The 24,343-nt window shown below is 57.4% G+C and carries 10 protein-coding genes; 9 read left to right on the forward strand and 1 reads right to left on the reverse strand.

The window, feature by feature from the left end; translation table 11 throughout:
* Window positions 1-289: 289 nt before the first annotated feature.
* On the reverse strand, window positions 290-2,047 hold the full coding sequence (locus BXP70_RS14080; RefSeq protein ID WP_245849636.1) for an amino acid permease: 1,758 nt from the start codon (window positions 2,045-2,047) through the stop codon (window positions 290-292).
* Window positions 2,048-2,376: 329 nt separating this feature from the next.
* Between BXP70_RS14080 and BXP70_RS14085 the strand changes: the two genes are divergently transcribed.
* The 9 genes from BXP70_RS14085 to BXP70_RS14125 all read left to right on the forward strand — a co-directional run bounded on the left by BXP70_RS14085 (window position 2,377) and on the right by BXP70_RS14125 (window position 24,084).
* Window positions 2,377-3,099 carry a peptidase associated/transthyretin-like domain-containing protein gene (locus tag BXP70_RS14085; RefSeq protein ID WP_143436503.1) on the forward strand — a complete coding sequence of 241 codons (723 nt, stop codon included), beginning with the start codon at window positions 2,377-2,379 and terminating at the stop codon, window positions 3,097-3,099.
* A 21-nt stretch (window positions 3,100-3,120) separates the two neighbouring features.
* Window positions 3,121-3,870 (forward strand): carboxypeptidase-like regulatory domain-containing protein, encoded by a 750-nt coding sequence (locus tag BXP70_RS14090; protein WP_086594731.1) that lies wholly within the window; start codon window positions 3,121-3,123, stop codon window positions 3,868-3,870.
* A 69-nt stretch (window positions 3,871-3,939) separates the two neighbouring features.
* Window positions 3,940-4,764, forward strand: coding sequence for a carboxypeptidase-like regulatory domain-containing protein (locus BXP70_RS14095; protein ID WP_086594732.1), 825 nt, complete (start codon window positions 3,940-3,942; stop codon window positions 4,762-4,764).
* Between the two features lie 31 nt (window positions 4,765-4,795).
* Window positions 4,796-5,776 (forward strand): 3-dehydro-L-gulonate 2-dehydrogenase, encoded by a 981-nt coding sequence (gene yiaK / locus BXP70_RS14100; protein WP_086594733.1) that lies wholly within the window; start codon window positions 4,796-4,798, stop codon window positions 5,774-5,776.
* A gap of 243 nt (window positions 5,777-6,019) precedes the next feature.
* Entirely contained in the window at window positions 6,020-10,609 is a 4,590-nt protein-coding gene (locus BXP70_RS14105; protein WP_179197693.1) for an FG-GAP-like repeat-containing protein, read from the forward strand.
* Window positions 10,610-11,041: 432 nt separating this feature from the next.
* Window positions 11,042-14,176, forward strand: a complete 3,135-nt coding sequence (locus tag BXP70_RS14110) for an FG-GAP-like repeat-containing protein (protein WP_086594735.1) — start codon at window positions 11,042-11,044, stop codon at window positions 14,174-14,176.
* Between the two features lie 51 nt (window positions 14,177-14,227).
* Window positions 14,228-17,392, forward strand: a complete 3,165-nt coding sequence (locus BXP70_RS14115) for an FG-GAP-like repeat-containing protein (RefSeq protein WP_086594736.1) — start codon at window positions 14,228-14,230, stop codon at window positions 17,390-17,392.
* Window positions 17,393-17,424: 32 nt separating this feature from the next.
* Window positions 17,425-20,589 carry an FG-GAP-like repeat-containing protein gene (locus BXP70_RS14120; protein ID WP_086594737.1) on the forward strand — a complete coding sequence of 1,055 codons (3,165 nt, stop codon included), beginning with the start codon at window positions 17,425-17,427 and terminating at the stop codon, window positions 20,587-20,589.
* A gap of 30 nt (window positions 20,590-20,619) precedes the next feature.
* Complete coding sequence (locus BXP70_RS14125; protein ID WP_086594738.1) at window positions 20,620-24,084, forward strand: FG-GAP-like repeat-containing protein; 3,465 nt, start codon at window positions 20,620-20,622, stop codon at window positions 24,082-24,084.
* Window positions 24,085-24,343: the final 259 nt, after the last annotated feature.

Consider the following 24,343-nt stretch of genomic DNA (forward strand, 5'->3'; position numbering starts at 1 on the left):
CCTTATATCATTTTCTCAAACCATTATAGGAAGTTATCATAGAGACACACGACAATTACAGCACTTCTATAATACGCACTAAAGGTTTATTTTTTAAATAATTAAATCAATAAAAAAATAAACCTTATTCATAAAATAGTATTTACATAAATTATAAATAAAAAAGCGTCACTATACTAGTATAGCGACGCTTTTTTATTTATTAAAAGAACAATAACTAAAACAAATTATTAAAATTTATTCCCATCATGTTCAACTTGTTGAAGCATGCCCAAAACTCAATACCCTATCAGCGGCTAGCTACAGCGTTCAATTTGCTGTGCTTATTGCTGTAGCTGAAATAAATAGCCAGTCCAATAATCAGCCAGCCAAAAAATAAGATCCAGTTGCTGATACCTAGCTGCGTCATCAGGTATAAGTTGGTGAGCAGACCTAGCACCGGAAGCAACGACAAGCGCTTGGTGAACGACACCACTGCCAGCCCCACGCAGAACAGCAAGAACACAATCATGGGGATGAGGTGGCGGAATTGCTCGTAGCTGCCACTGCTGAAGGCGCCCCAGAACTCGTTGATAGCCGGGCGGTTGTAGTTCCAGAGCAGCACCGCCCCAATTAGCAGCACTACCGGCACCAAGAAGCGGCCGTTCACGTAAGGCACCTTAAAGCGAGCGTCAGATTGGCCGTAGGGGTCGATAACGAGGATGCCGCCGCACACTAGCGCGAAGGCGAACAGGGTTCCGATGCTAGTCAGGTCAATGACGAGATCCATGTTGAGCAGCAAGGCCGGCACACCCACGAAAAAGCCCGTAACGATGGTACTGAACGAGGGCGTGTGAAAACGTGGGTGCACTCTGGCAAACACGGGCGGCAGCAACCCGTCGCGGCTCATAGTCAGCCAGATACGCGGCTGCCCGATTTGAAACACGAGCAGCACCGAGGTCATGGCGAATACCGCTGATACGGCTACCACGCCCGCCAGCCAATCGACGCCTACTTTCTTGAACACGAACGATAAAGGGTCGCCGACGCCTAGCTCTTTGTAGCTTACCATGCCGGTAAGCACCAGCGTGATAATGACGTACAACACGGTGCAAATTACCAGGGCGTAGATCATGGCGCGGGGCAGGTCGCGCTGCGGATTCTTGCACTCCTCGGCGGTGGTGCTGATGGCATCGAAGCCGATGTAGGCGAAGAACACCGCCGATACGCCCTTGAGCACGCCACCGACGCCGTTGGGCGCGAAGGGCGTCCAGTTGGCCGATTTCACGTAGAAAGCGCCCACCGCAATGACCACGGCCACGACAGCTAGCTTCAACAAAACCAAGAAGTTAGAAGCCGTCTTCGATTCCTTGATGCCAATGTACACCAGGGCCGTTACGAGCACCGTGATGCAAAACGCGGGCAGGTCGCACACCAGTTTAAAGTCGCCAAACAAGGCGGGGGCGCTGTTCCAGATCCGGTACGCGTCGAGCTGGGCAGGCGAGGCTTCCGACAAGGGCTGCCCGGCTTGCATGAGAGCAAGCACGTCGTGGTAGCCTTTGTAGGCGCTCTGGGTGCCTAGGGTCAGATAATCGGGGATGTGCATGCCGATGCCGTCGAGCAGGCCCGTGAAGTAGTCGGACCAGGAAATGGCCACTACGATGTTGCCCACGGCATATTCCATGATGAGTGCCCAGCCGATAATCCAGGCGGCTAGCTCGCCGAAAGAGGCGTAAGCGTAGGTGTAGGCCGAGCCGCTCACCGGGATGGTGGCCGCGAATTGCGCGTAGCACAACGCCGAAAAAGCGCAGGCTACGGCCGTAAACACAAATAGCAGCGACACCGCGGGGCCACCGTCGTGGGAGGCGTTGCCGATGGTGCTGAAGATACCCGCCCCAATAACGGCCGCAATGCCGAGGGCGGTGAGGTCGCGCACGGTGAGGTGCCGGGCTAGGCCACCGTCGCCGGGGCCGCCGTGGGCGTCGGCGGGGGGGCTAGCTTGAAGTTGGGCAATACTTTTTCGACGAAATAAGGTGCTGGCGCGCGATGGAGGCAGAGGAGTAGACAAAGGCGTAATTGGTTTTGAGAGGGCAAAAGATACAGAATAATGCGCCGCGGCTGCATCATGCGTCTACTATGGGCGGGTTTCGAGCCACACAACCTGCTGCGGGCCACAACGACAAAGTACCTGTCATGTTGACCAGCGGGAGAAATCCCGCTGGTTGTGGCTGCCGGAGTAAATCCTAACGATTCGGGCTGCCATTCCACGCGAGACTTCTCCCGCTGGTCGAAAGGACTGCCTGCTACTAGCGAGTTATTCGACACAATTCCTTCCGCACTCGTGTGGAATCTATGGGCAGGCGGCATCTAGGTACTAAACCTTCTACTCCGTTGCCTATGCCTAGCTTTTCTGTTCCTAGCCCCTGTGCTCAATCGTGGGACCACATGACCCCGGCAACGCACGGCCGTTATTGCGCTGCCTGCGAGAAGGTGGTCGTAGATTTTAGTTGCATGAGTGAAGCTGAGCTGCTCGACTTTTTCGCGACCCGCCCATCGGAGCGCGTGTGCGGTCGGTTTCGGCCCGATCAGCTAGAGCAACCCCGGCCCGCGCCGCCCACCGCAGCGCCCTCCTGGGCTAGGTGGCTGGCCACGGCCGCCGTGGCGCTGAGTAGTTGTGAGATGCCCCCGCCTCTCGTTGGACAACTGGATGCGCAACAAGCCACGGCGGCAACGGAGTTCTTCACCGTACGCGGCCACGTCACCGACCGCGTCACGCGCGTGCCGCTCGCCAACGCTTACATTACCTGCTTGCAAGACACAACGCACACCGTCCGCACCGGACTCGATGGAAGCTTTGAGTTGCTGCTTCCTGTGCAATTGATTGGGAGTAAGCTGCTAGTGAGAGTAGATAATGGCTTTCTGTACTCGGCTCATGTATCTATTGCCACCCCCAAACTGAACATCAGTTTGCAACCCCTTGAACCAGTTGTAGGGCAAGTGCAGCACGATAATCTGGTAATGGGAGACACCGTGCTTCTTCCAGAAGCTGTAGTATCTGTCATCAAGTTCACACCACCTAGAACACCATCAGCAGGCCTAAAATCTATAAATACAAAATAAGATATTATTAATCAGTGCTTTATGCAGCGTCCTAGCCTCTCTATACCTAGCCCCTGCTCCCAGCCTTGGGACGCCATGACGCCCACCGCGCACGGTCGCCATTGTGCAGCTTGTGCCAAAGTAGTGGTTGATTTTACCAAATTTACCGACGCCGAGCTGCTGGTGTGGCTGCACCAACAAGCCGGACAGCCAACGTGCGGGCGCTTTCGCACCGATCAACTGAAGCGGGAGCTCCGCCCAACAGTGGCACCTAGGCCTAGGTCGTGGCGCGCTTGGCTGGCGGCGGCCGTGGCGGTGTGGGGCTTGCGGGAAGGTGCTGCCAATCCTTCAAAAGCGCAGACGTCCACCGAGCAACGGCAGCGGCAAGGTGAGCCCATTTCCATAGCCGATTATGTGCAACAGCCTGTGGTGATACGCGGGATAGTAACCGATTCAGCTTCCCACGAAGCATTGCCTGCCGTCACGGTTTTGCTCGCCGGAACTAACCTAGGGGTAGCTACCAATGCAACTGGACAATTTGAGCTAACGATTCCGGCTGATATATGGGCGGCATCTACTAAGCACCTGGCAGTTAGTTATATTGGCTTCGTTAGAAAGGATATACCCATATCCGCTTCGACTACACAGCTGCTTCATATTGCTATGGCTGCTGATGTCACAGGATTAATGAGGACGGTAACCGTAGGGGGAGTAGCTATAGTAAATACACCCCAACCCTGGCACAGTCCGCGTGGTATTTGGCAGCGCTTAAAACGTCCGTTTCACCGTTAATACTTCCGTGCGCCGGTTCGACGCCTTTGGTGTCGAACCGGTTGTCGCCTATGGACATCTGCATACTTGATGCACGATTATCGTTCAAATACCTCGTTCAACGATAACCGGTCGGACGCCGAGGGCGTCGGACCAGCGCACGACTTACTCCTTTATTACCCTTTTTTGCCCATGTCGCACCCTAGCTTTTCGATACCTAGCCCTTGCTCTCAGCCCTGGGATGCCATGACGCCCACCACCATCGGGCGACACTGCGCCGTGTGCGCCACCGAAGTCGTGGACTTTTCGCGCATGAGCGAAGCCGAAATTCTGGCGTTCCTGGCGCAACCCAGAAGCAAATCTGTATGTGGCAACGCACACGCGGCACAGCTTCAGCCCGCGGCAACTGTGGTTTCTCCTATCAAACGCTGGTCGCGGTGGGTGCTGGCGGGGCTAGCTTTTCTGGGTTTGCGAGCAACAGAAACGCAAGCTGCTGTGCCACCGGTGCCGGTGGTAAGCCTGGCGCTAGCCGATGCACCTAAGCATTTGGTTAACAGCGCACCCACTCAAAAATCGGTGGTGCTGCAAGGGCGCGTGCTGGATGACTCCACGGGCTTGGGCGTGCCCGGTGCCTGGATCTTTATCGACAACACAAAATACGGCGCCGTAACCGACGACGAAGGCCGCTTCTCGCTCACGCTGCCCGCCTCGTGGAAGTCGCTCAAGAAAGGCAAAGTGAGCTTGCGGGTGCAGGCTAGCCCGTTTGAGTTCAAGCCGCGCACGGTCGTCGTGACGGTGCCCGCCCGCCGGCAGCCCGCGGCCTTGGCGGTGCGCCTGCTATCGGTACCCGGCCGCGGACAGATTATGGGCAGAATAAAACAGGCCGAACCACCAGTTGCACCGCCGAAGTCGTAGAAGCTAGGTATTTACCCTAGCCCCTACGCCCATGCGTGTTCCTTACCAGCAGCTCCAACAAGAGTTCAAGCGTGTCTTGCTCGGCCTAGCTTTTCCGGAAAACAAGGCCGAGCGCTGCGCCACCATCTTCGCCCAGAATAGCCGGGACGGCGTGTACACCCACGGCCTGAACCGCTTTCCGACCTTCGTAGGTCACGTGCAGAAAGGCTTGGTCGACCCGCAAGCCGAGCCCGAATGCCTGGAGCGCAACGGACTCGTGGAGCGCTGGGACGGCCACCTAGCCCCCGGCATGTACAATGCTAGCTTGTGCATGGCGCGCGCCATCGAGCTAGCAGAGCAGCAAGGCATAGGCTGCGTCGCCATTCGCAATACCAACCACTGGATGCGCGGTGGCACGTACGGCTGGCAGGCCGCCGAAGCCGACTGCATCGGCATTTGCTTCACCAACACCATTGCCAACGTCACGCCCTGGGGCGGTACTGATGCACGGCTTGGCAATAACCCACTGGTAATCGGTGTGCCGCGGGCCGAAGGACCCATCGTACTCGACATGGCGATTTCGCAGTACTCCTACGGCAAGCTTTCCTCCTACGCCACTGCCCACGAGCAGCTGCCCGTGCCCGGCGGCTACGACAACGAAGGCAAGCTGACCACCGACCCCGCCAAAGTGCTAGAGTCGCAGCGGGGCCTGCCGATTGGCTTCTGGAAAGGTTCCGGGCTTTCGTTGGTGCTCGATGTGCTCCTCACGGCTCTCAGCGGCGGGCGCTCCACAGCTGAGATTACCAAGAGCGGGCAGGAATCCGGCGTCTCGCAGTGCTTTATCTGCCTCAAGCAGCCGCAGCTACACGCCGAGTTGGTCGAAGAGATTTTGCGCTACACCAAGAGCAGTCCGCCGGTGCCCGGCGAGGAAGTGTTCTACCCCGGCGAGAAGTCGCTGGCGACGCGCAAAGAAAACCTAGCGCAGGGCGTACCGGTGCAAGTAGATATTTGGGAGCAAGTACTCAAATTTTAATACAATTACCTGGTCAACAATGATTTATCATAAACACCACGCAGGCCTAGGTTTTAACGAGCCTAGGCCTGCGTGGTGTTTATGAACCCCTGCGCACGAGGAAGCTGTGCGCTTATTTTTTTATTAATAATAAAAAATAGTAATTTATTAAGGCAAGCCAGACTTTCGCGAAAACAAAGCCTGACTTACCTTCGTCTTACTGATCTGATTACCTGTAAGAAATGCCCTACCATACCCCACTATATGACTCACACCGTTACCCCCACCCACTCATCAGCACACCCCAGCTCTAAGCTCCCCTGTGCCCTGAGTACTGGTTTGCTCGTGCTGTTAGCCGGCGTGGCCCAGGCGCAGGCACCTACTGCTACCAGCTTCCTCCCCGCCCAGAATGCCCGTTCGGCGGCGCGCACCACCGATGTAGTAGTCAGCTTCAACCAAGTGTTGGGCAGCAGCAATGCCCAACAAGCGCTAAAAGTATTTAGCCAGCAAGCAGGTGGTCAAAAAGCCGGTACGACCACCATCAACGGAAAAACGCTCACGTTTAAGTCCGACAACGAATTCAAACCGGGAGAAACCGTTACGGCCATCGTCACGGGGGCTGCCCGGGGTAGCAATGGCGCGGCCGTTACCCCCCAGGTTTTTCAGTTTACCACGGCCGTGGCACCTAGCGCTGCTACCTTCAGCGGTGGTTCGGAGATTTCCGTTGGCCGGGGCCCGCGCCGCGCCAAAATAGGCGACGTGGACGGCGACGGCGACCTAGATCTGCTCACGGCTACGTCACTGGGCAGCACCGGTACCGTGAGCATCCGCCTGAACGATGGCAAGGCCAGCTTTAGCAACGGCGGCGAAGTAGCCCTCAGCGAAGGCCCCCAGGACCTAGCGCTCGGCGACCTAGACGGCGATGGTGATCTGGATTTTGTCACGATAGGCGGCACCGTAGCCCGCGTGAGTCTCAACAACGGCGCTGGCCGCTTTACTACCGGTCCGGCAACAGCCCTCGGTAGTGGCCTAGCGCTTAGCGTGGCGCTGGGCGACGTGGATGGCGACGGTGACCTCGACTTAGTTACCGTCAGGTCGCTAAACGGCGTGAGCGTGCGCCTCAACAACGGCAACGGCACCTTCAGCGGAACACAAGACTTGCAAACGGGCTTCAACCCTCAGGAAGTGGTGCTCGGCGACATCGACAGCGACGGTGACCTCGACCTGCTCACCGCCAACAACCTGTACGGCAGCGCAAGCACCGTTGGGGTACGGGTAAATGACGGCGACGGCAACTTTTCGGGCACCTGGGAATACCCCGTCGGGCTAGGTGCGATGAGCCTGACGCTAGGTGACGTCAACGGCGACGGTGACCTCGACCTGCTCACCGCCAATGTCTCCAGCAACACGGTAAGTGTGCGCCTGAATGACAGCAAAGGCGTTTTCAAAAATGCCGCCGATGTGTCGGTGGGCATCCGCCCCACCAACGTTACCGTGGGTGACCTCGACGGCGATGGTGACCTCGACCTGCTGACTACCAACAATAATTTCAGCAATGGCACGCCCCAAGCGGGCACCGTGAGTGTCCGCCTGAATAATGGCGCTGGCGGCTTCAGCGGCACGCAGGAAGTAGACACGAAAGTCGTAGGGCCTGCTCACGCCGCGCTGGGCGACCTCGACGGTGATGGTGACCTCGACTTTGCTACGGCCAATGCTGATTTTGAAGAAGGCAAAGTGACGGTGCGTCTGAATCAGCCTGCCACGACTCCGCTGGTCGTCACGAGTGTTTCGCCCACGCGCAACGCCCGTGCCGCCGCCAAGGCCACTGAAGTTTCGGTGAGCTTCAACCAAGAACTCAGCAACACCACCGCTACCCAGCAAGCCCTGAAAGTGTTCGGGCAGCAGGCCGGCGGCAAGAAGGCTGGTGCCGTTCGGGTGAGCGGCAACACACTCAGCTTTAAATCGAACGCCGACTTCAGAGCGGGCGAAACCGTATTCGCCACCCTGACCGCTACTGCCCGCGGCAACAGCGGAGTGGCCCTGACCAAGCCGCAAGTCTTTCAATTTACCACGGCTACCAGCCCTAGCGCAGGCACCTTCGGAGGGGGCTCAGAAGTAGCCGTAGTTGGAGTACCTTATGCGGTGAGCAGTGGCTTGACCACGGGCGACGTCGACGGCGACGGCAACCCCGATTTATTAACCACCAACCCGCTGAACAATTTAGTAAGCGTGCGTCTGAATGATAAAAGGGGAAATTTCAGCGGTACGCAGGAAGTGCCAGTAGGCAGCCGGCCCGAGAACATCGTGCTCGGCGACGTAGACGGCGACGGCGACCTCGACTTAGTAGTAGTAAACCAAGGCACAACGGCCAACAACTTTGCTGGCACGGTGAGCGTGCGCTTAAATGATGGCAAAGGCGGCTTCACTGGCACCCAGGAAGTAAGCGTTGGAAGAGCGCCGTATGATGTAACCCTCGGCGACGTAGATGCCGACGGTGACCTCGACTTCATTGCCTCCAACGGTGGCAACATGACGGCTAGCGTGCGCCTGAACGATGGCGCAGGCACTTTCTCTGCGGGTCAGGAAATAACCATCGGCATTTCGCCCTTCGCGGCAGTGCTGGGCGACATTGATGGTGATGGGGACCTCGACCTGCTGGCCGGCAACTACTACGCTAGCTCCGTGATAACGCGCCTGAACAACGGTGACGGCACTTTCTCCGCCGGCAAAACGATCGTTGCCGGGGGCCAGCCGGCGGGCTTAGCCGTGGGCGACATCGACGGCGACGGCGACCTAGACCTGCTCGCAACAGCCTTCCTAGGTGGCGTTGATGTGCGGGTGAATGATGGTGAGGGCAACTTCAGCGGCACCCAAGTAATACCCGGCATCAGCAACTTTAGCCTCGGTGACGTAGACGGCGACGGCGACCTTGATGTGGTAGGAATTGGCGGCGGCCTGAACACCGCCAGCGTGCGTCTAAACAACGGCGCGGGCGCTTTCAGCCCCGGCCAGCTACTAACAGTAGGCGCCGGCGCGGGCACCTTGACCCTGAGCGACGTAGATGGTGATGGGGACCTAGACGTGCTGACTCGTAGCAAAAACAACAACAATAACTCGGTGAGTGTACGCTTGAACCAAGCAGCGGCACTGGAAGTGGTATCGACCTGGCCCGTGCGCAACATCAACACAGCCGCCCGTGGCACCGACGTGGCCGCGAGCTTCAACCGGCCCTTGGACAACACGCCCGCTACTCGCCAGGCAACCAGCGTATTCAGTCAGCAAGCCGGCGGCAAGAAAACTGGTACTCTTACCGTAAGCGGTGCGGTGTTGAGCTTCAACCCAGACGAGAACTTCAAGGCTGGCGAAACGGTGTTTGCTACCGTAGCCGCAAAGGTGCAAGGTCAAAACGCTGCTAGCTTAACCACTCCGCAGGTTTTCCAATTCACGACGACTACGGCCATAGCGCCCGCCGTATTCCGCGGCGGCACTGACCCGGCGGTGGGCACCAACCCGCAGGGCGTAACCCTCGGCGACGTAGACGGCGACGGCGACCTGGATGTCCTCACCGCTAACAACCTAGCTAATTCCGTTGCGAACGGTACCGTGAGCATACGCCTGAACAACGGCGATGGCACGTACACAGATGGACAAGAGGTAACGGTGGGCCGTGGCCCTTATAGTGTGAAGCTAGCCGACATCGACGGCGACGGCGACCTAGATCTGCTCACGCCTAATTCCAACGTGAATTCGGTGAGCATGCGGTTTAACAACGGCAACGGCCGCTTCGTGGGCAACCAAGAAGTAGCCGTGGGCAACCTACCCCACGACATTGCCCTCGGCGACATCGATGGCGACGGTGACCTCGACTTGCTCGCTGCTAATTACACTGTAGCAAACAGCCTGACCACCAGCACCGTGAGTGTGCGCCTGAATAATGGCAACGGCATCTTCAGCAGCTACCAGGAAGTGCTAGTTGGCTCGCGGCCCCTTACCGTAGCGCTCGGCGACGTGGACAACGACGGCGACCTGGACTTTGTGACGGCTAGCTCCAACGGCACTACGGTAAGCGTGCGCCTGAACAACGGCTCGGGCACCTTCACGGGCAGCCAGGAAGTGCTGGCAGGCTTCAACCCCGCGGCCGCTGTACTCGGCGACGTCGATAATGACGGCGACCTAGACCTGCTGGCCGTCAACTACTTCAATTATGCCAACACCAGCCGATACACCAGTAGCACCGTAAGCGTGCGCCTGAATGATGGTGAGGGTACGTTCTCGGGAACGCAGCAAGTAAGCGTAGGAGAAGGCGCCAACAGCCTCGCCCTAGGCGACGCGAATGGTGACAAATTCCTAGACCTGTTCGTTTCGAACAGCCTCAGCAAAACAGTAAGCTTGCGCCTAAACGATACCAAAGGTGCTTTCTTAGGTACCCAACAGATTACGACTGGCAGCGAACCTGTTAGCCTGGCTGTGGGGGACCTCGATGACAACGGTACCCTCGACTTGGTGGTGGCCAACTACAGCTCAAACGACGTGAGCGTGCGCCTGAATACGCAGGAATCGGTGGCCGAGCGTGTGCTGGCAACTGCTCCGGCCGGGTTGACCGAACAGATCAACGTGTATCCGAACCCGGCGCACTCCGCCGTACGCTTGTTATTGCCCCAGGCCCTTGCCAAGCAAGCCCTGCAAGTGAGTTTGCTCAATGCCCTAGGTCAGACAGTGCTGGAGCGGCAGTTTACGGCGGCACAAGTAGTGGATGGCCCAGAGCTTGACTTGAGCACCCTCCCAACTGGCTTGTACACGGTACAGATGCGTACTAGCGCCGGACTGGTAACCAAGCGCTTGATGGTAGAATAACCAACGTCTAACAAGGCTGCCCTAGCTTTTCTGCAAGCGGCGCTTATGCTATTCTTTTACTCAGAACGACCGGAGGCTATGATAGCCTCCGGTCGTTTTTGTTTTTACTCCATGAGCGGCGTAGTTGAATGCGCCTCATCCTAGGTCTTTTTGCTTACTCTGCGCTACAGCTTGAAGGACCAAAGAAGACTGTGGAGCCCCCGTTAGCTGAAGACGATGTGATAGGCACAGCCCACAGGTAATTGCCGCTCGTCATCATTTCAGGCTACCCTCATACAGGTGAGAAAGCCTAGCCTGCTCCCAAGGCTAAACTCAGACGAATATTAACTTTTCAAGAATACATAGTCTTATGCAGAAACAAAACCTACCTTGTTCCCGTCTACTGCTCTGATAATCTGGCACAACCAACTTCACCTTTCTAATAAGCTAGCTATGATCCGAACACCTACTTTTAAATTTCAACGTGGTTCTATCATCCAAAAATCCTGGCTAGGATTGAGCGCAGCGCTGCTGCTGACGGCGAACATTGCTCATGCTCAAACTCCTACCGTTACGGCCCTTTCGCCGGCCCGCAACGCCCGCTCAGCGCCACGCACCACCAATGTGGCGGTGGGCTTTAGCCAAACGTTAAGCAACAATGCCGCTACCCTAGGTGCCCTCAAGGTCTTCAGCTCACAGGCGGGCGGCAAAAAAGCGGGCACGGTCACCGTTAATGGCAACACGCTCAGCTTCAATCCGAGTACTGATTTCAAGCCCGGCGAAAGAGTGTTTACCACCGTCAGCGCAGCTGCGCAGAGCACGGGGGGCACCGCCGCCACGCCCCATGTCTTTGAGTTCACCACGGCTACCTCCCCGAGCACGGGTGTTTTAGCGGGCGGTTCGAACGTCAACCTGGTGCAAGGCGTAATTAATGTCCGTCTGGGCGATGTGGATGGGGATGGCGACCTAGATTTCATCTCCGATAACCCACTCTACAACAGCGTGCGCGTGCGCCTGAACGACGGCAGCGGCTCCTTCTCCGGCACAACGGAAGTTGCGGTGGGGCAAAACCCCAATGCCTCCACACTTGCCGACGTAGATGGCGACGGCGACCTGGACCTACTCAGCGCCAACCGGGTTAATTCTTCCGTTAATCCCAGCACCGTGAGCGTGCGCCTCAACAATGGCGCTGGCAGCTTTAGCGGCACGCAAAATGTGCCGGTGGGCAGCTTCCCCGTAGACCTAGCTACCGGTGATATTGATGGGGATGGTGACCTCGACCTGCTTACCGTCAATGCCACTAGAACGGTGAGCATTTGGTTAAATGATGGGGCGGGTAACTTTAGCGGCACCCAACAGGCGCAGGTGAGTGGCGAGGCAGCCACCGTCACGGTGCGTGATATTGATAACGATGGTGATCTGGACTTGCTGACCACGAACAGCGACGGTGCGACGCAAGCCGGCACCGTGAGTGTGCGCCTGAACAACGGCAGCGGTACGTTCAGCGGCACCCAGGAAGTTCCCGTGCTTAACGCCAGAAAACTAGCCCTGGGCGACATCGACGCCGACGGTGACCTCGACTTCGTAACGGGCAGTCCGCTAAGTGTGCTTCGAAACGACGGAACCGGCCAGTTTGCGAGTACGCAGCAAATACCTTCTGCCAGTGGTATTTCCTCTTCCGCCCTAAGCGACATGGATGGCGACAGTGACCTAGACCTTGTTATCGCCGATAACCTCAGCAACACGGTGACGGTTCGCCGGAATGATGGCAGCGGCACTTTCGGCAGCAGTCAGACAGTAACCGTAGGTCTCCAACCCTCCGACCTAGCGGTAGGCGACGTGGATGGTGATGGCGACCTAGATGTACTCACGCCTAGTGGCAATACGATCAGCGTGCGCCTCAACCAGAATGGTTCTGCTTTGCAGGCTAGCTCATTCGCACCCGCTCGGAATGCCCTTGCGACCGCGCGAACGACGAACGTGACAGTCGGCTTCAACCAACCGCTAAGTAGCACCGCCGCCACGCAACAAGCTCTGACCGTCTTCAGTCAGCAGGCTGGCGGTCGAAAAGCTGGCGTAGCGGCGGTGAGTGGCAGCACCTTAACGGTGAACCCTACGACCGACTTCAAGCCGGGCGAAACGGTGTTTGCCACGCTGACCACGGTGGTGCAAAGCAGCGGTGGCGTTGCTTTACCCACGCCCCAGGTTTTTCAATTTACCACGGCCACGACGCCGAGCGCCGGCCGCTTTGGTCCGGGGCCAGACGTTTCGGTGAGTACCCCCAACAGTAATCCTCAGGGGCTAGCCACCGGCGACGTAGATGGCGACGGCGACCTGGACCTACTCACGGCCAACGTGGATGGTACCGTGAGTGTGCGCCTCAACAACGGAGGTGGCTCTTTCTCGGGCACGCAGGAGGTACCCGTTGCGTCTACGGCGGCGATAGCCGTTGTGCTAGCCGACTTGGATGGCGATGGCGACCTAGATTTTGCCACCGCCAACGGTTTTGGCAATGTGGGCACCGTGAGTATTCGGCTGAACAATGGCAGTGGCACCTTTAGTGGCACCACCACCATCACCACGGGCTACCGCTTCAATCGAAACACCCATGGCCTAGCCGTCGGCGACGTGGATGGCGACGGGGACTTGGATTTGGTTACCAGCTACTCCGCGGCTCCTGCTATCGGCAATGACTTAGTAGGCACGCTGCTCAACGACGGCAACGCGAACTTCCGATTAACGCAACAGATTGGTACCGCTGCCGTGCCCTACGAAGTAGCCCTGGGCGATGTAGACAACGATGGGGACCTTGACCTGCTGGCGGCTGATTACAGTGCGAACTCGGTGTTAGTGCGCCTCAACGACGGGAGCGGTACGTTCAGCGGCACGCAAGCCGTAGCAGTCGGCAATAACCCCCGCAGCCTAGCCCTGGGCGACCTAGATGGCGATGGGGACCTCGACCTGGCCACGGCAAACTTTAGCGCCAGCACCATCATCAGCATTCGGCTAAACAACGGCAGCGGCATCTTCAGCGGCACGCAGACCCTATCTATTCCCGATACCCCTTTTGGGGTGCGGCTAGGCGATGTGGATGGCGACGGCGACTTGGACCTAGCGATCCTCCGCGCAAGCGCATCAGGCGTAGATGTGTACTTGAACAATGGTAGTGGTTCCTTCACCGCCAGCCAATTTGTCGCCGTGGGCGGCTCGCCTCAGCTGCTAGCTTTTGGCGACCTAGATGGCAATGGCACCTTAGATCTAGCTACCGCCAACTACAACGGGCAGAGCGTGAGCGTACGCCTGAACAACAGCGGGGTGCTGGCTAACGCCTCCAGGCAGCTTACTGAGCAGGTGAGCCTCTACCCCAACCCGACGCACGCCTCCGTGCGCTTGTTGTTGCCCGCTGAGCTAGCCAAACAACGCCTACAAGTACGGGTGCTCAACAGCCTCGGACAGGTGGTGCTCACCCAGACCCTAGCCGCGCACGCCACGCCTGAGCTAGCGTTGTCACACTTAGCCGCCGGCCTCTATACTCTTCAGCTCCAGACTAATCAAGGACTGATCACTAAGCGACTGCTATTAGAATAGCGTCGATTTATTGCCTCTACTTCATTCCGTTACAATCTATACCCTAACACCATGAACTTATTTTTTACGCGTTCCTGCTACCTAGCTCGAAGCTGGGCAGGAGCTAGCTCGGCCCGCATCTTCTGCGCGGGCACCTTATTGCTGCTAGCTAGCGGCGCCAGCGCTCAAGCGCCCATTCTTACCTTGACTGTGCCGGGCCGTAATGCCAACTCGGCCTCCACCACGCGCAACGTGACGGTAGGTTTCACGCAGCTGTTGAGCAACAATGCCAGCACGCAGCAGGCGTTGAAGATTTTCAGCCAACGGCGCGGGGGCAAAAAGGCCGGTCCTACTACGGTTCAAGGCAATACCATCACCTTCGACCCTAGCACTGACTTCGTGCCTGGTGAAACCGTGTACGGTACCGTCACGGCTGGGGCTCAAAGCACTACGGGTGTTGCCACCAAGCCCTATGTCTTTCAGTTTACAACCGCCACCTCGCCCAGCACGGCTATCTTAAGTGGCACCACCGAGATACAGGCCTTAAATACATATTCTGATGTAACCCTAGGGGACATTGATGGAGATGGCGACTTGGATTTACTGACTTGCTATGGCACGGCTGCACCAGCTCCGGGCGGTGTTGTTTTACGTCTGAATGATGGCACAGGAAAGTTTACGGGTACGAAGGAAGTACGAGTAGGTACCAATCCGAATACGGTAGTTTTGGCCGACGTGGATAGCGACGGCGACCTAGATATACTTACGCTCAATTCGCGTAACTCCGTTATCAACAGCACGGTGAGTGTGCGCCTCAACGATGGAAATGGAAACTTCAGCGGCAACCAGGATGCCTCGGTAGGCCCCTTTCCAAACAGCCTAGCAGTAGGCGACTTAGATGGCGACGGCGACCTAGATATACTTACTGCTAATCGAAATTCACCCAGTGCTAATACCCTAAGTGTACGCCTCAACGATGGCGCTGGCACCTTTAGTGGTACACAAGAAGTGCCTGTAGAAGCTATTTCCTATTCCGTAACAGCGCAGGATGTGGACGGCGACGGCGACCTAGATATTCTGAGTGCCAACGAGAACAGCACCGTTAGTGTGCATCTAAATGATGGCAAGGCCAACTTCAGTGGCAGCCAAAAAATACCGGTGAGCGGCTACTATAAACTAGCCGTAGGCGATATAGATGGTGATGGAGACTTAGATTTTATCACCGCCAATTATCTCCCGCTCAATGGCTCTATGAGCATCCGCCGCAACGATGGCAACGGCAAATTTTCGGGTAACCAAGAAATAATTTCAGGCAGCGTCAATGCACTGTCCTTGAGTGATATGGATGGAGATGGCGACCTAGATCTTGTAACGGCCGACTACAGACCAGAAGCCATAAGTGTACGCCTCAACGATGGCACCGGTACGTTTGGCAGCAGCCGAAGCGTACCTATTAGTGGCGCACCTTTCAACTTGGCCCTTGGCGACGTGAATGGGGATGGCAGCTTGGATGTAGCAGCCCCAACTTTTGGTATTCCCCTATCAATTAGTGTGCGCCTGAACCTGCTCGCGCCCGCCGGGACGTTGGCCGTAACGTCGACCTCGCCCGCCCGCAACGCCCTCACGACTCCGCGCACCACCAACGTGGCAGCCACCTTCAACGAAGCCCTGAGCACCGGCGCTTCCACGCAGCAAGCATTGGCTGTATTCGGCCAGCAAACGGGTAAGAAAGCAGGCACGACGACTATCAGTGGCAATACCTTAACATTCGACCCGACAGCTGACTTTAAGCCCGGCGAAACGGTATTCGCGAGCGTGACTACGGCCACCCAGAACAGTGGCGGTGCCAACCTAGCTTTGCCAAAAGTCTTTCAGTTTACCACGGCGACCAGTCCTAGCCCTGGCCGCTTCGGCGCCGGTTCTGATGTATCGACAGTGGGGCCCAATGGCGGCGCTGGACCAAACAAAGTAATTACGGGCGACGTGGATGGCGACAGCGACCTCGACTTCGTGACATCTTCTCAGTCGGGGAGTCAGGTGGCCGTACGCTTAAACACGAGCAATGGCACCTTCACCGAAGGCCAGCACATACGCGTTGGGGGAACCCCGCTGAACATGGTCCTCGGGGACGTAGACAGCGACGGCGACCTCGACTTACTCGTCGCAGGCCAGGCCGATGCCGTGATTCTACGTCTAAACAATGGGCAAGGGATCTTCACCGGTACCCAGGAAATAGCGACCGGTTTTCGCACTCGTTTTCCCGGATTGAGTCTTTTTGATATCGATGGCGACGGTGACTTGGACTTGCTGACCAGTTACACTACAAATTCGAGTAGTCAAGATGGACTGGTGGGGGTGTTTCGAAACGATGGCACAGGCGCCTTTAACCGCAGCCAGGAAGTAGCCCTAAGCACGTATCCGTTCAGTTCCAAACCTTACGAAGTGACCGTAGGCGACGTGGATGGCGACGGCGATGGTGACTTAATAATTGGTAGTGAACTCGGTATAAGTATACGCCTAAACAATGGCTTAGGAATATTTGCATCTGCGGGGCAGGAGATAGCCGCCGGATCGTGGCTCGTGCGCCTCGGGGATGTGGACGCAGATGGCGACTTAGACTTACTGCTGGGTAGTGCAGGCAACAGCTGTCAGATTTACCTGAATAATGGCTTGGGTGCCTTCAGTCAAAAGCAGCAACTGATTATTGCAGGCTTCTTCCTAGATTTTGCACAAGGCGACGTAGATGGTGACGGAGACCTAGATTTAGTATTCCCTCGTCGGGATACCAACGAGGCCAGCATTCACCGCAACGATGGTACGGGCACTTTCAGCAGCAGCCAAGGAGTGGCCGTAGGCGCTACACCTTATAGTGCCGCCCTCGGCGACCTAGATGCCAATGGTACGCTGGACCTGCTCGTAGCCAATTTCTTTGGCAACTCCGTGAGCGTACGCCTGAATAATGGTGTGCTGACCAATGCACCGGCCCAGCTCACGGAGCAGGTAAGTGTATACCCCAACCCGGCGCACACGTCGGTGCGCCTGCTGTTGCCCGCCGAGCTAGCCAAGCAGCGCTTGCAAATACAGTTCGTGAACACCCTAGGTCAAACCGTACTGACGCAAACCCTAGGTGCGCAAGCTTCGCCCGAAGTACCTCTGGCCCCATTGTCGGCTGGAATCTATAGTGTACAGATCAGAGCCACTCAAGGCATAGTCACCAAGCGCTTGGTGATAGAATAACGCTCTTCTCTCTTACTACCAAAAACTACCTTATGAAGCGATTCTTTACTGTTGCTCCGCTTGCCAACGGCAGGCAGAGCGCTAGGTTGGCACGCGCACTAGCAGCTAGCTTCTTGTGCCTGACGACCGGTACAACTTATGCCCAACAGCCTACCGTTACGAGCCTCTTGCCTACGCGCAACGCGCGCTCCGCCCCACGCACGACGGATGTAGCCGCGACATTTAGTCAGCCGTTGAGCAACACAGCGGCTACCCTAGGTGCCCTGAAGGTGTTCAGCCAGCAGAGCGGCGGCAGGAAGGCCGGCACCGCCACGGTCAGCGGCAATACGCTCACCTTCAACCCAACAACGGATTTTAAAGCCGGCGAAACCGTGTATGCCACGGTCACGGCGGACGCCCAAAGTAGCAGTGGCACGGCAGCCAAGCCGCATGTTTTTCAGTTTACCACGGCTGTCAGCCCTAGCACCGGCACGTTCGTCAACCGGCAAGAGGTTCCCGTGGGCGTGCAGCCTGCCGAGTTAGTCAGCGGTGATATCGACGGTGATGGCGACGTAGACCTGCTTACCGCTGACTATAGCAGCAAAACGGTGAGTGTGCGCCGCAACGATGGCACGGGTTTCTTTGCTGGCAACCAAACGCTCAGCTTTACTGCTGCGAGAAGCTTAGCCTTGGGCGACCTAGATGGCGACGGCGACTTGGACTTAGTTGTTGGCAACTACTCTGCCTTGAACCCAACAGCAATCAGTGTGAGCGTGCGCTTCAACGACGGGGCTGGCAATTTCTCCGGCGCTCAGACGGTAGTAGCAGGAGCAACAGATGTGTCGCTACGTGATATAGATGGCGACGGCGACCTAGACCTTCTCTCCGGCGCCTCTTCCTACTCCGTTAATACGGTGAGCGTACGCCTGAACAATGGCGCAGGTATCTTCTCCGGCACGCAAGAGGTGACTGTAAACGGTTCGCCGAGTAGCTTAGCCACCGCCGATGTAGACAGTGATGGGGATCTGGACCTGCTCACGGCCAACCCAGAGAACAACACCGTAAGCATCCGTTTGAACAATGGCCTCGGTACCTTTTCGGGTACTTACTATGTAACGGTGGCCGCTACGCCCCTTAGCATAGACGCCGCCGATATAGACGGCGACGGGGATTTGGACTTCATCACGGCCAACGGGAATGGCGCCTCTCCTTACCCCGTTTTTTCTCGTACTTTGAGCATTCAGCTCAACAATGGCAGCGGCACCTTCGCGCCGGCCCCTGATCTAGTCGTGAATGGCTATACGGCCAGCGTAACAACTGCCGATGTAGAAGGCGACGGAGACCTAGATCTGTTGATCGCCTATGGCAATAGCGTGGCCTTGCGGCTGAACAATGGCACGGGCACGTTCTCGGGCACCCAAGATGTGTCGACGAGCGCTGGCCCCCGCAGGGTAAAAGCCATAGACGTCGATAACGACGGCGACCTGGATCTACTCACGCTCAACAGCTCCAATGATGTGAGCGTACGGTTGAACCAGAACGCTACACCAAGCACGCCAGTGCAGGTTACGGCAGTTTCGCCTACCCGCAATGCTCGCGCGGCAGCCCGCACGACTGATGTAGCCGTGAACTTTAACTATGCCCTAAGCAACACGACCGGCACGCAGCAGGCTTTACGCGTGTTCAGCCAACAAGCTGGGGGCAAGAAACCCGGCACCGCAGCGGTCAGCGGCAACACGCTCACGTTTAACCCGAACACCGACTTCAAGGCGGGCGAAACGGTGTTTGCTACTGTGCGGCCTGACGTAGTAACCAGCAGCAACTTCGCCTTGCTGATGCCCCATGTCTTCCAGTTCACTACCGCTACCAGCCCCAGCGCAGGCCGCTTCGGCGCGGGCGCTGAAGTGCCGGTGAGTAATCCTAACGGCAACCCCTACAGCGTAGCCACTGGCGACGTAGACGGCGACGGTGACCTCGACCTGCTAGCAGCCAACCAAGGCAACAATACAGTGAGTGTGCGCCTGAACAACGGCAGTGGTAGCTTCTCGGGCAACCAGGAAGTAGCCGTCGGCTCGGCGCCCCTCACCTTAGTGCTAGGTGACGTAGATGGCGATGGCGACCTAGATTTTGCCACGGCGAATGGCCTGAGTACGGCGGCCAACGGAACCATAAGCATCCGCCTCAACAATGGCAACGGCACTTTCTCGGCTGGGCAGGAAATCATCAACGGCGTGCGCTTCAATGGCTACGGTAATGGACTAGCCCTGAATGACATGGATGGCGACGGTGATCTTGACGTGGTGACCAGCTACCCCCTCGATCAGTACAGTGCTACCGGCGTGACGGCGGTGCGCCTCAACAACGGGGACGGCACCTTTAGCGGGGGCGCAGAACTAGTCACCCTGAGCCCTTTCCCCCGAGACATAGCGGTGGGCGACGTGGATAACGACGGCGACCTCGACATTCTCACGGCTAATGCCGTCGATGTGAGTGTACGGTTGAATAGTGGCCTTGCCACCTTCGCCGGCAACCAGCAGGTAAGCGTGGGCTTTGGGCCCTTAGACCTAGCCCTGGGCGACTTAGATGGCAACGGTACGCTTGACCTGGTGACGGCGAATAACAACAACACCTTGAGCATTCGCCTAAATACGAATGGTATTTTCGGTGGCACGCTAAACCTCCCGTTAGCCCGTGGCCCCTTGAACCTAGCCCTCGGCGACATCGATGGCGACAACGACTTGGACATCGTAGTCGTCCGGAAAGAGTCGAATGGCGCGGAGCTCTACCTGAACGCAGGCAACGCTACCTTCACCCCCGGCCAAACCGCAGGAGTGGGCACCGCTCCCTACGCTGTAGCCCTAGGCGACCTAGATAATGATGGCACTTTGGATCTGCTCACAGCTAACTATACTGCCCAAACGGTGAGCGTGCGCCTGAACAAAACCATCCTGGCTAACGCACCCGCTCAACTCACCGAGCAAGTGAGCCTCTACCCTAACCCCGCCCACGGCTCCGTGCGTCTGCGCTTACCCGCTGAGCTAGCCCAGCAGCACTTGCAGGTGCAGCTAATAAACACCCTAGGCCAAACCGTGCTAACGCAAACTCTAGCCGCCCAGACTACGCCCGAAGTAATTCTGGCACCGTTGGCGGCTGGGGTTTATAGCTTACAGCTCAGGACCAACCAAGGCGTAGTCACGAAGCGCTTGGTGATTGAATAATCGCCTACTCTCTTACCATACCACTTTCCTATGAAACTACCCTTCACTCTTTCCCCACTTGCTGCTGGCAGGCGGGAAGCGAGGTTAATGCGCGCTTTAGCCGCTGGCTTGTTGTGCTTGCTAGGCGGCACAGCGTATGCCCAAGCGCCGGTAGTCACAAGGCTTTCGCCCACCCGCAACGCCCGCTCCGCACCGCGCACCACGGACGTAGCCGTGACGTTCAGCCAACCCTTGAGCAATACAGCAGCTACCCTAGGTTCGCTCAAGGTCTTCAGCGCGCAAGCCGGCGGTCAAAAAGCAGGCGCCGCCTCCGTGAGCGGTAATACACTTAGCGTCAACCCAAGCGCCGACTTCAAAGCTGGGGAAACCGTATTTGCGACCGTAACCTCTGGCGCACAGAGCACTGACGGCACCCCCGTAACACCCCACGTTCTTCAGTTTACTACGGCTACCGCGCCGGCGCCGGGCTTCTTCGATGGCGGCTCCGATATCAGCATCAACAACCCCGTTAATGTGGTCACGGGCGACATCGACGGCGACGGTGACCTAGATTTACTGATTAGAGTATTCGAATCGATGATGATAGAGGTGCGCCTGAACACGGGTAATGGCACCTTCACCAACGGCATCAATGTGCCGGTTACAGCTTTAACCAGTAGGCCAAAGCTAGCAGACGCCGACAACGACGGCGATTTAGATCTGTTCCTGGTTCGTCCGGGTTCCGGAATAATCATTCGCAAGAACAATGGTGCGGGTAATTTCACCCTCACCCCGGAAACAGTAGTCAGTATGCCCGGCAAGAGGATATCTAACCATACGCTGGGCGATGTAGATGCAGATGGCGACTTAGACCTAGTCGTCGCTAATGGCTCTGACATTGCCACGGTGTGCCTGAACGATGGCAGCGGCAACTTCACCAGCACGCAAGAGGTGACTACCTTAACGGGCCTTGGTCTTAGTCCTGATATCACCCTTGGCGACCTAGATAACGACGGTGACTTAGATTTGGTCACGACGACCAGCGTGACGCCCTTCCCATCGGTGAGCGTGCGCCTCAATGATGGGCAGGGTCGTTTTTCGGGTACGCTAAACCTAACAAGCAAGGGCTCGGGGGGCAGCGTCGTGCTAGGCGACGTGGATGGCGATGGTGACCTGGACCTGGTAATCGGCAATAACCGTAGCGATGATACCGGCGGCTCCGCTGGCAACACCGTTAGCATTCGGCTGAACAACGGCAATGGCGCTTTCAATGAAGCCAAGGAAGTACCTATCAATGGCATTATCGCGACCGTACAGCTGGGTGACGTCGACGGAGATGGTGATCTGGATATGGCAGTGGGCCAGTTTTACTCCACCACGGCTATCCGGCTGAACGATGGCAAGGGTAACTTCAGCGGCACGCAAGATGTTCCGAATATCACAACCCAGGACGTAGCTTTTGCCGACGTAGATGGGGACAATGACCTAGACCTAGTCGTCGCTTCCACGGGGTTCAGTCGTGCGGTGAGCATCCGCCTGAATCGGAACCTTGCCGCCCCTGTTCTCACAAACGTGTCGCCGAACACGGCACCCGTGGGTGGCCGCGTGGTTATTACGGGCAATAACTTTCTTACTACGAGCCGCATCACCTTCAACGGGGTAGACGCCGATAGTTTCCAAATCGCCTCGAATACCCGGCTAGTTGCCTTCGTTCCGGCGGGTGCCACCTCAGGGCCGCTGGTGATTACCTCCTCTTCCGGACCTAGCAACGAGTTGCCGTTCACAGTTGGCCCCACGCCTACGGTCGTTTCCACCTCGCCAAAAGCGAATGCCCTAGCTGCTTCTCGCACGGCACCTGTCGAACTCACGTTTGATCGGGAGTTGGTTTCTAGTCCTGCTACGTTAGCTTCGTTGCGCGTAAGCGGTAACCAAGCCGGGAGCTTCGGTCGCGTAACAGTCAGCGGCAACAAGCTGTCCTTCAGCCGAAACACCAACTACAAGCCCGGCGAAACCATCTTCACCACCCTGAGCGCCGACCCTAGTAGTAACAGCAGCCAAGTTTTCTGGAAGCCTTACGTGTTTCAGTTCACGGCTGCTACAGCTCCCGCCACGGGCGTGTTCAGTGGCGGCTCCGACCCAACGGTGGTGGCCAACCCGCAGAGCGTCGCCATTGGCGACCTAGACCGTGACGGTGACCTCGATATTGCCACAGTAGATAACCGCCCGGGTTCTGCGTTCCCGGGCTTGGCGAGTGTTCGCATTAATAACGGAGCAGGCGTATTCACTACTGTCGGAACCGTGCCCGTGGGGCGGGGACCGTATCAGGTGGTGTTAGCGGATATGGACTTTGACGGTCTGCTAGACATCTTCACGGCCAACTCCAACCACGACCCCGGCGCCGCCGGCACGGTGAGCGTGCGCCGCAACCTAGGGTATGGCAACTACTACGGCGCTGATCAGGAAGTGCCTGTGGGTTCTAACCCCCACGGCCTAGCCCTCGGCGACCTTAACGGCGACGGTAAGCTAGATATAGTGGCCGCCAACTACACCGCCGGTACGAGCACTGCTACCAGCACCGTGAGTGTACGGCTAAAAGAAGACCTCTACTTCGCCACGACTGGGCAAGAAGTGATGGTAGGCAGCCGCCCGCTGAACGTCGCCCTCGGCGACCTAGACAGCGACGGGGACCTAGACTTGGTAACCAGCAGCTCCAACGGCACCACTGCCAGTGTGCGCTTCAACAACGGCCTAGGTACTTTCTCAGGCAACCTCGAGGTATCCGTGGGCTTCAACCCGCACCAGGTAGTGCTAGGCGATGTGGACGGCGACGGCGACCTGGACCTGCTCACGGCCAACTACTACGACTACACCAACCCGCGCAACGACTACACCAGCAGCGTAGTGGCCGTGCGCCTCAACGACGGCAAAGGCGCCTTCGCGGGCACTCAGCAAGTGAGCGTGGGCCAAGGCGCCCGCAGCCTCGCCCTCGGCGATGCCGACGGCGACGGCGACCTAGATCTGTTTGCCACCAATGAACTGACCAACAGCGTGAGTGTGCGCCTGAATAATGGCGCAGGCATTTTCAGCGGTACGCAGCAAGTGGCCGTCGGCAACACGCCCACGAGCATCGCTCTCGGCGACCTCGACGGCGACGGCACCCTCGACCTAGCTACCGCCAACTACGGCAGCTCCTCCACCAGCGTCCGGCTGAACCAAGCAGTAGGCTCCACGAAGGTGTTGGTCAACGCCCCAGCTCAGCTCGCCGAGCAAGTAAGCGTGTACCCCAATCCGGCCCATACGTCTGCGTGGCTTCAACTTCCGGTTGCGCTCAGCAAGCAAGGGGTGCAGGTAAATGTGCTCAATGCCCTAGGGCAAACGGTTCTGAGCCGGCAGTTCGGGGCGGCCGAAGCCGCGAGTACGCCAGAGCTACCGCTCGGCACCCTAGCCGCGGGCGTGTACACGGTGCAGCTACGTACCGGCGAAGGGCTGATAACCAAACGACTAGCCGTAAAATAAGAACACTCCGCTTTTACCAACCTTACCAAAGGCAGCGCAACCTAGCAAGCTTCTCCGGCGCTAGTTGCGCTGCCTTTCGCGTTGGCGTTTGGCTGCTTAGGCAAATAGGGCTCAGCAGTAAGCATATAACTATTTATAAATAATATAACTATAACATTTTTCAATATCACTTATAGCAATAAAGAAATAAGTTTACGGCTCTTATCCGAGCTATTACTACCAGCCCTTCTTAGAGGGCACCGCAAGCGCTCAGCTTACT

The organism is Hymenobacter crusticola (assembly GCF_002154225.1).
Lineage (GTDB): Bacteria > Bacteroidota > Bacteroidia > Cytophagales > Hymenobacteraceae > Hymenobacter > Hymenobacter crusticola.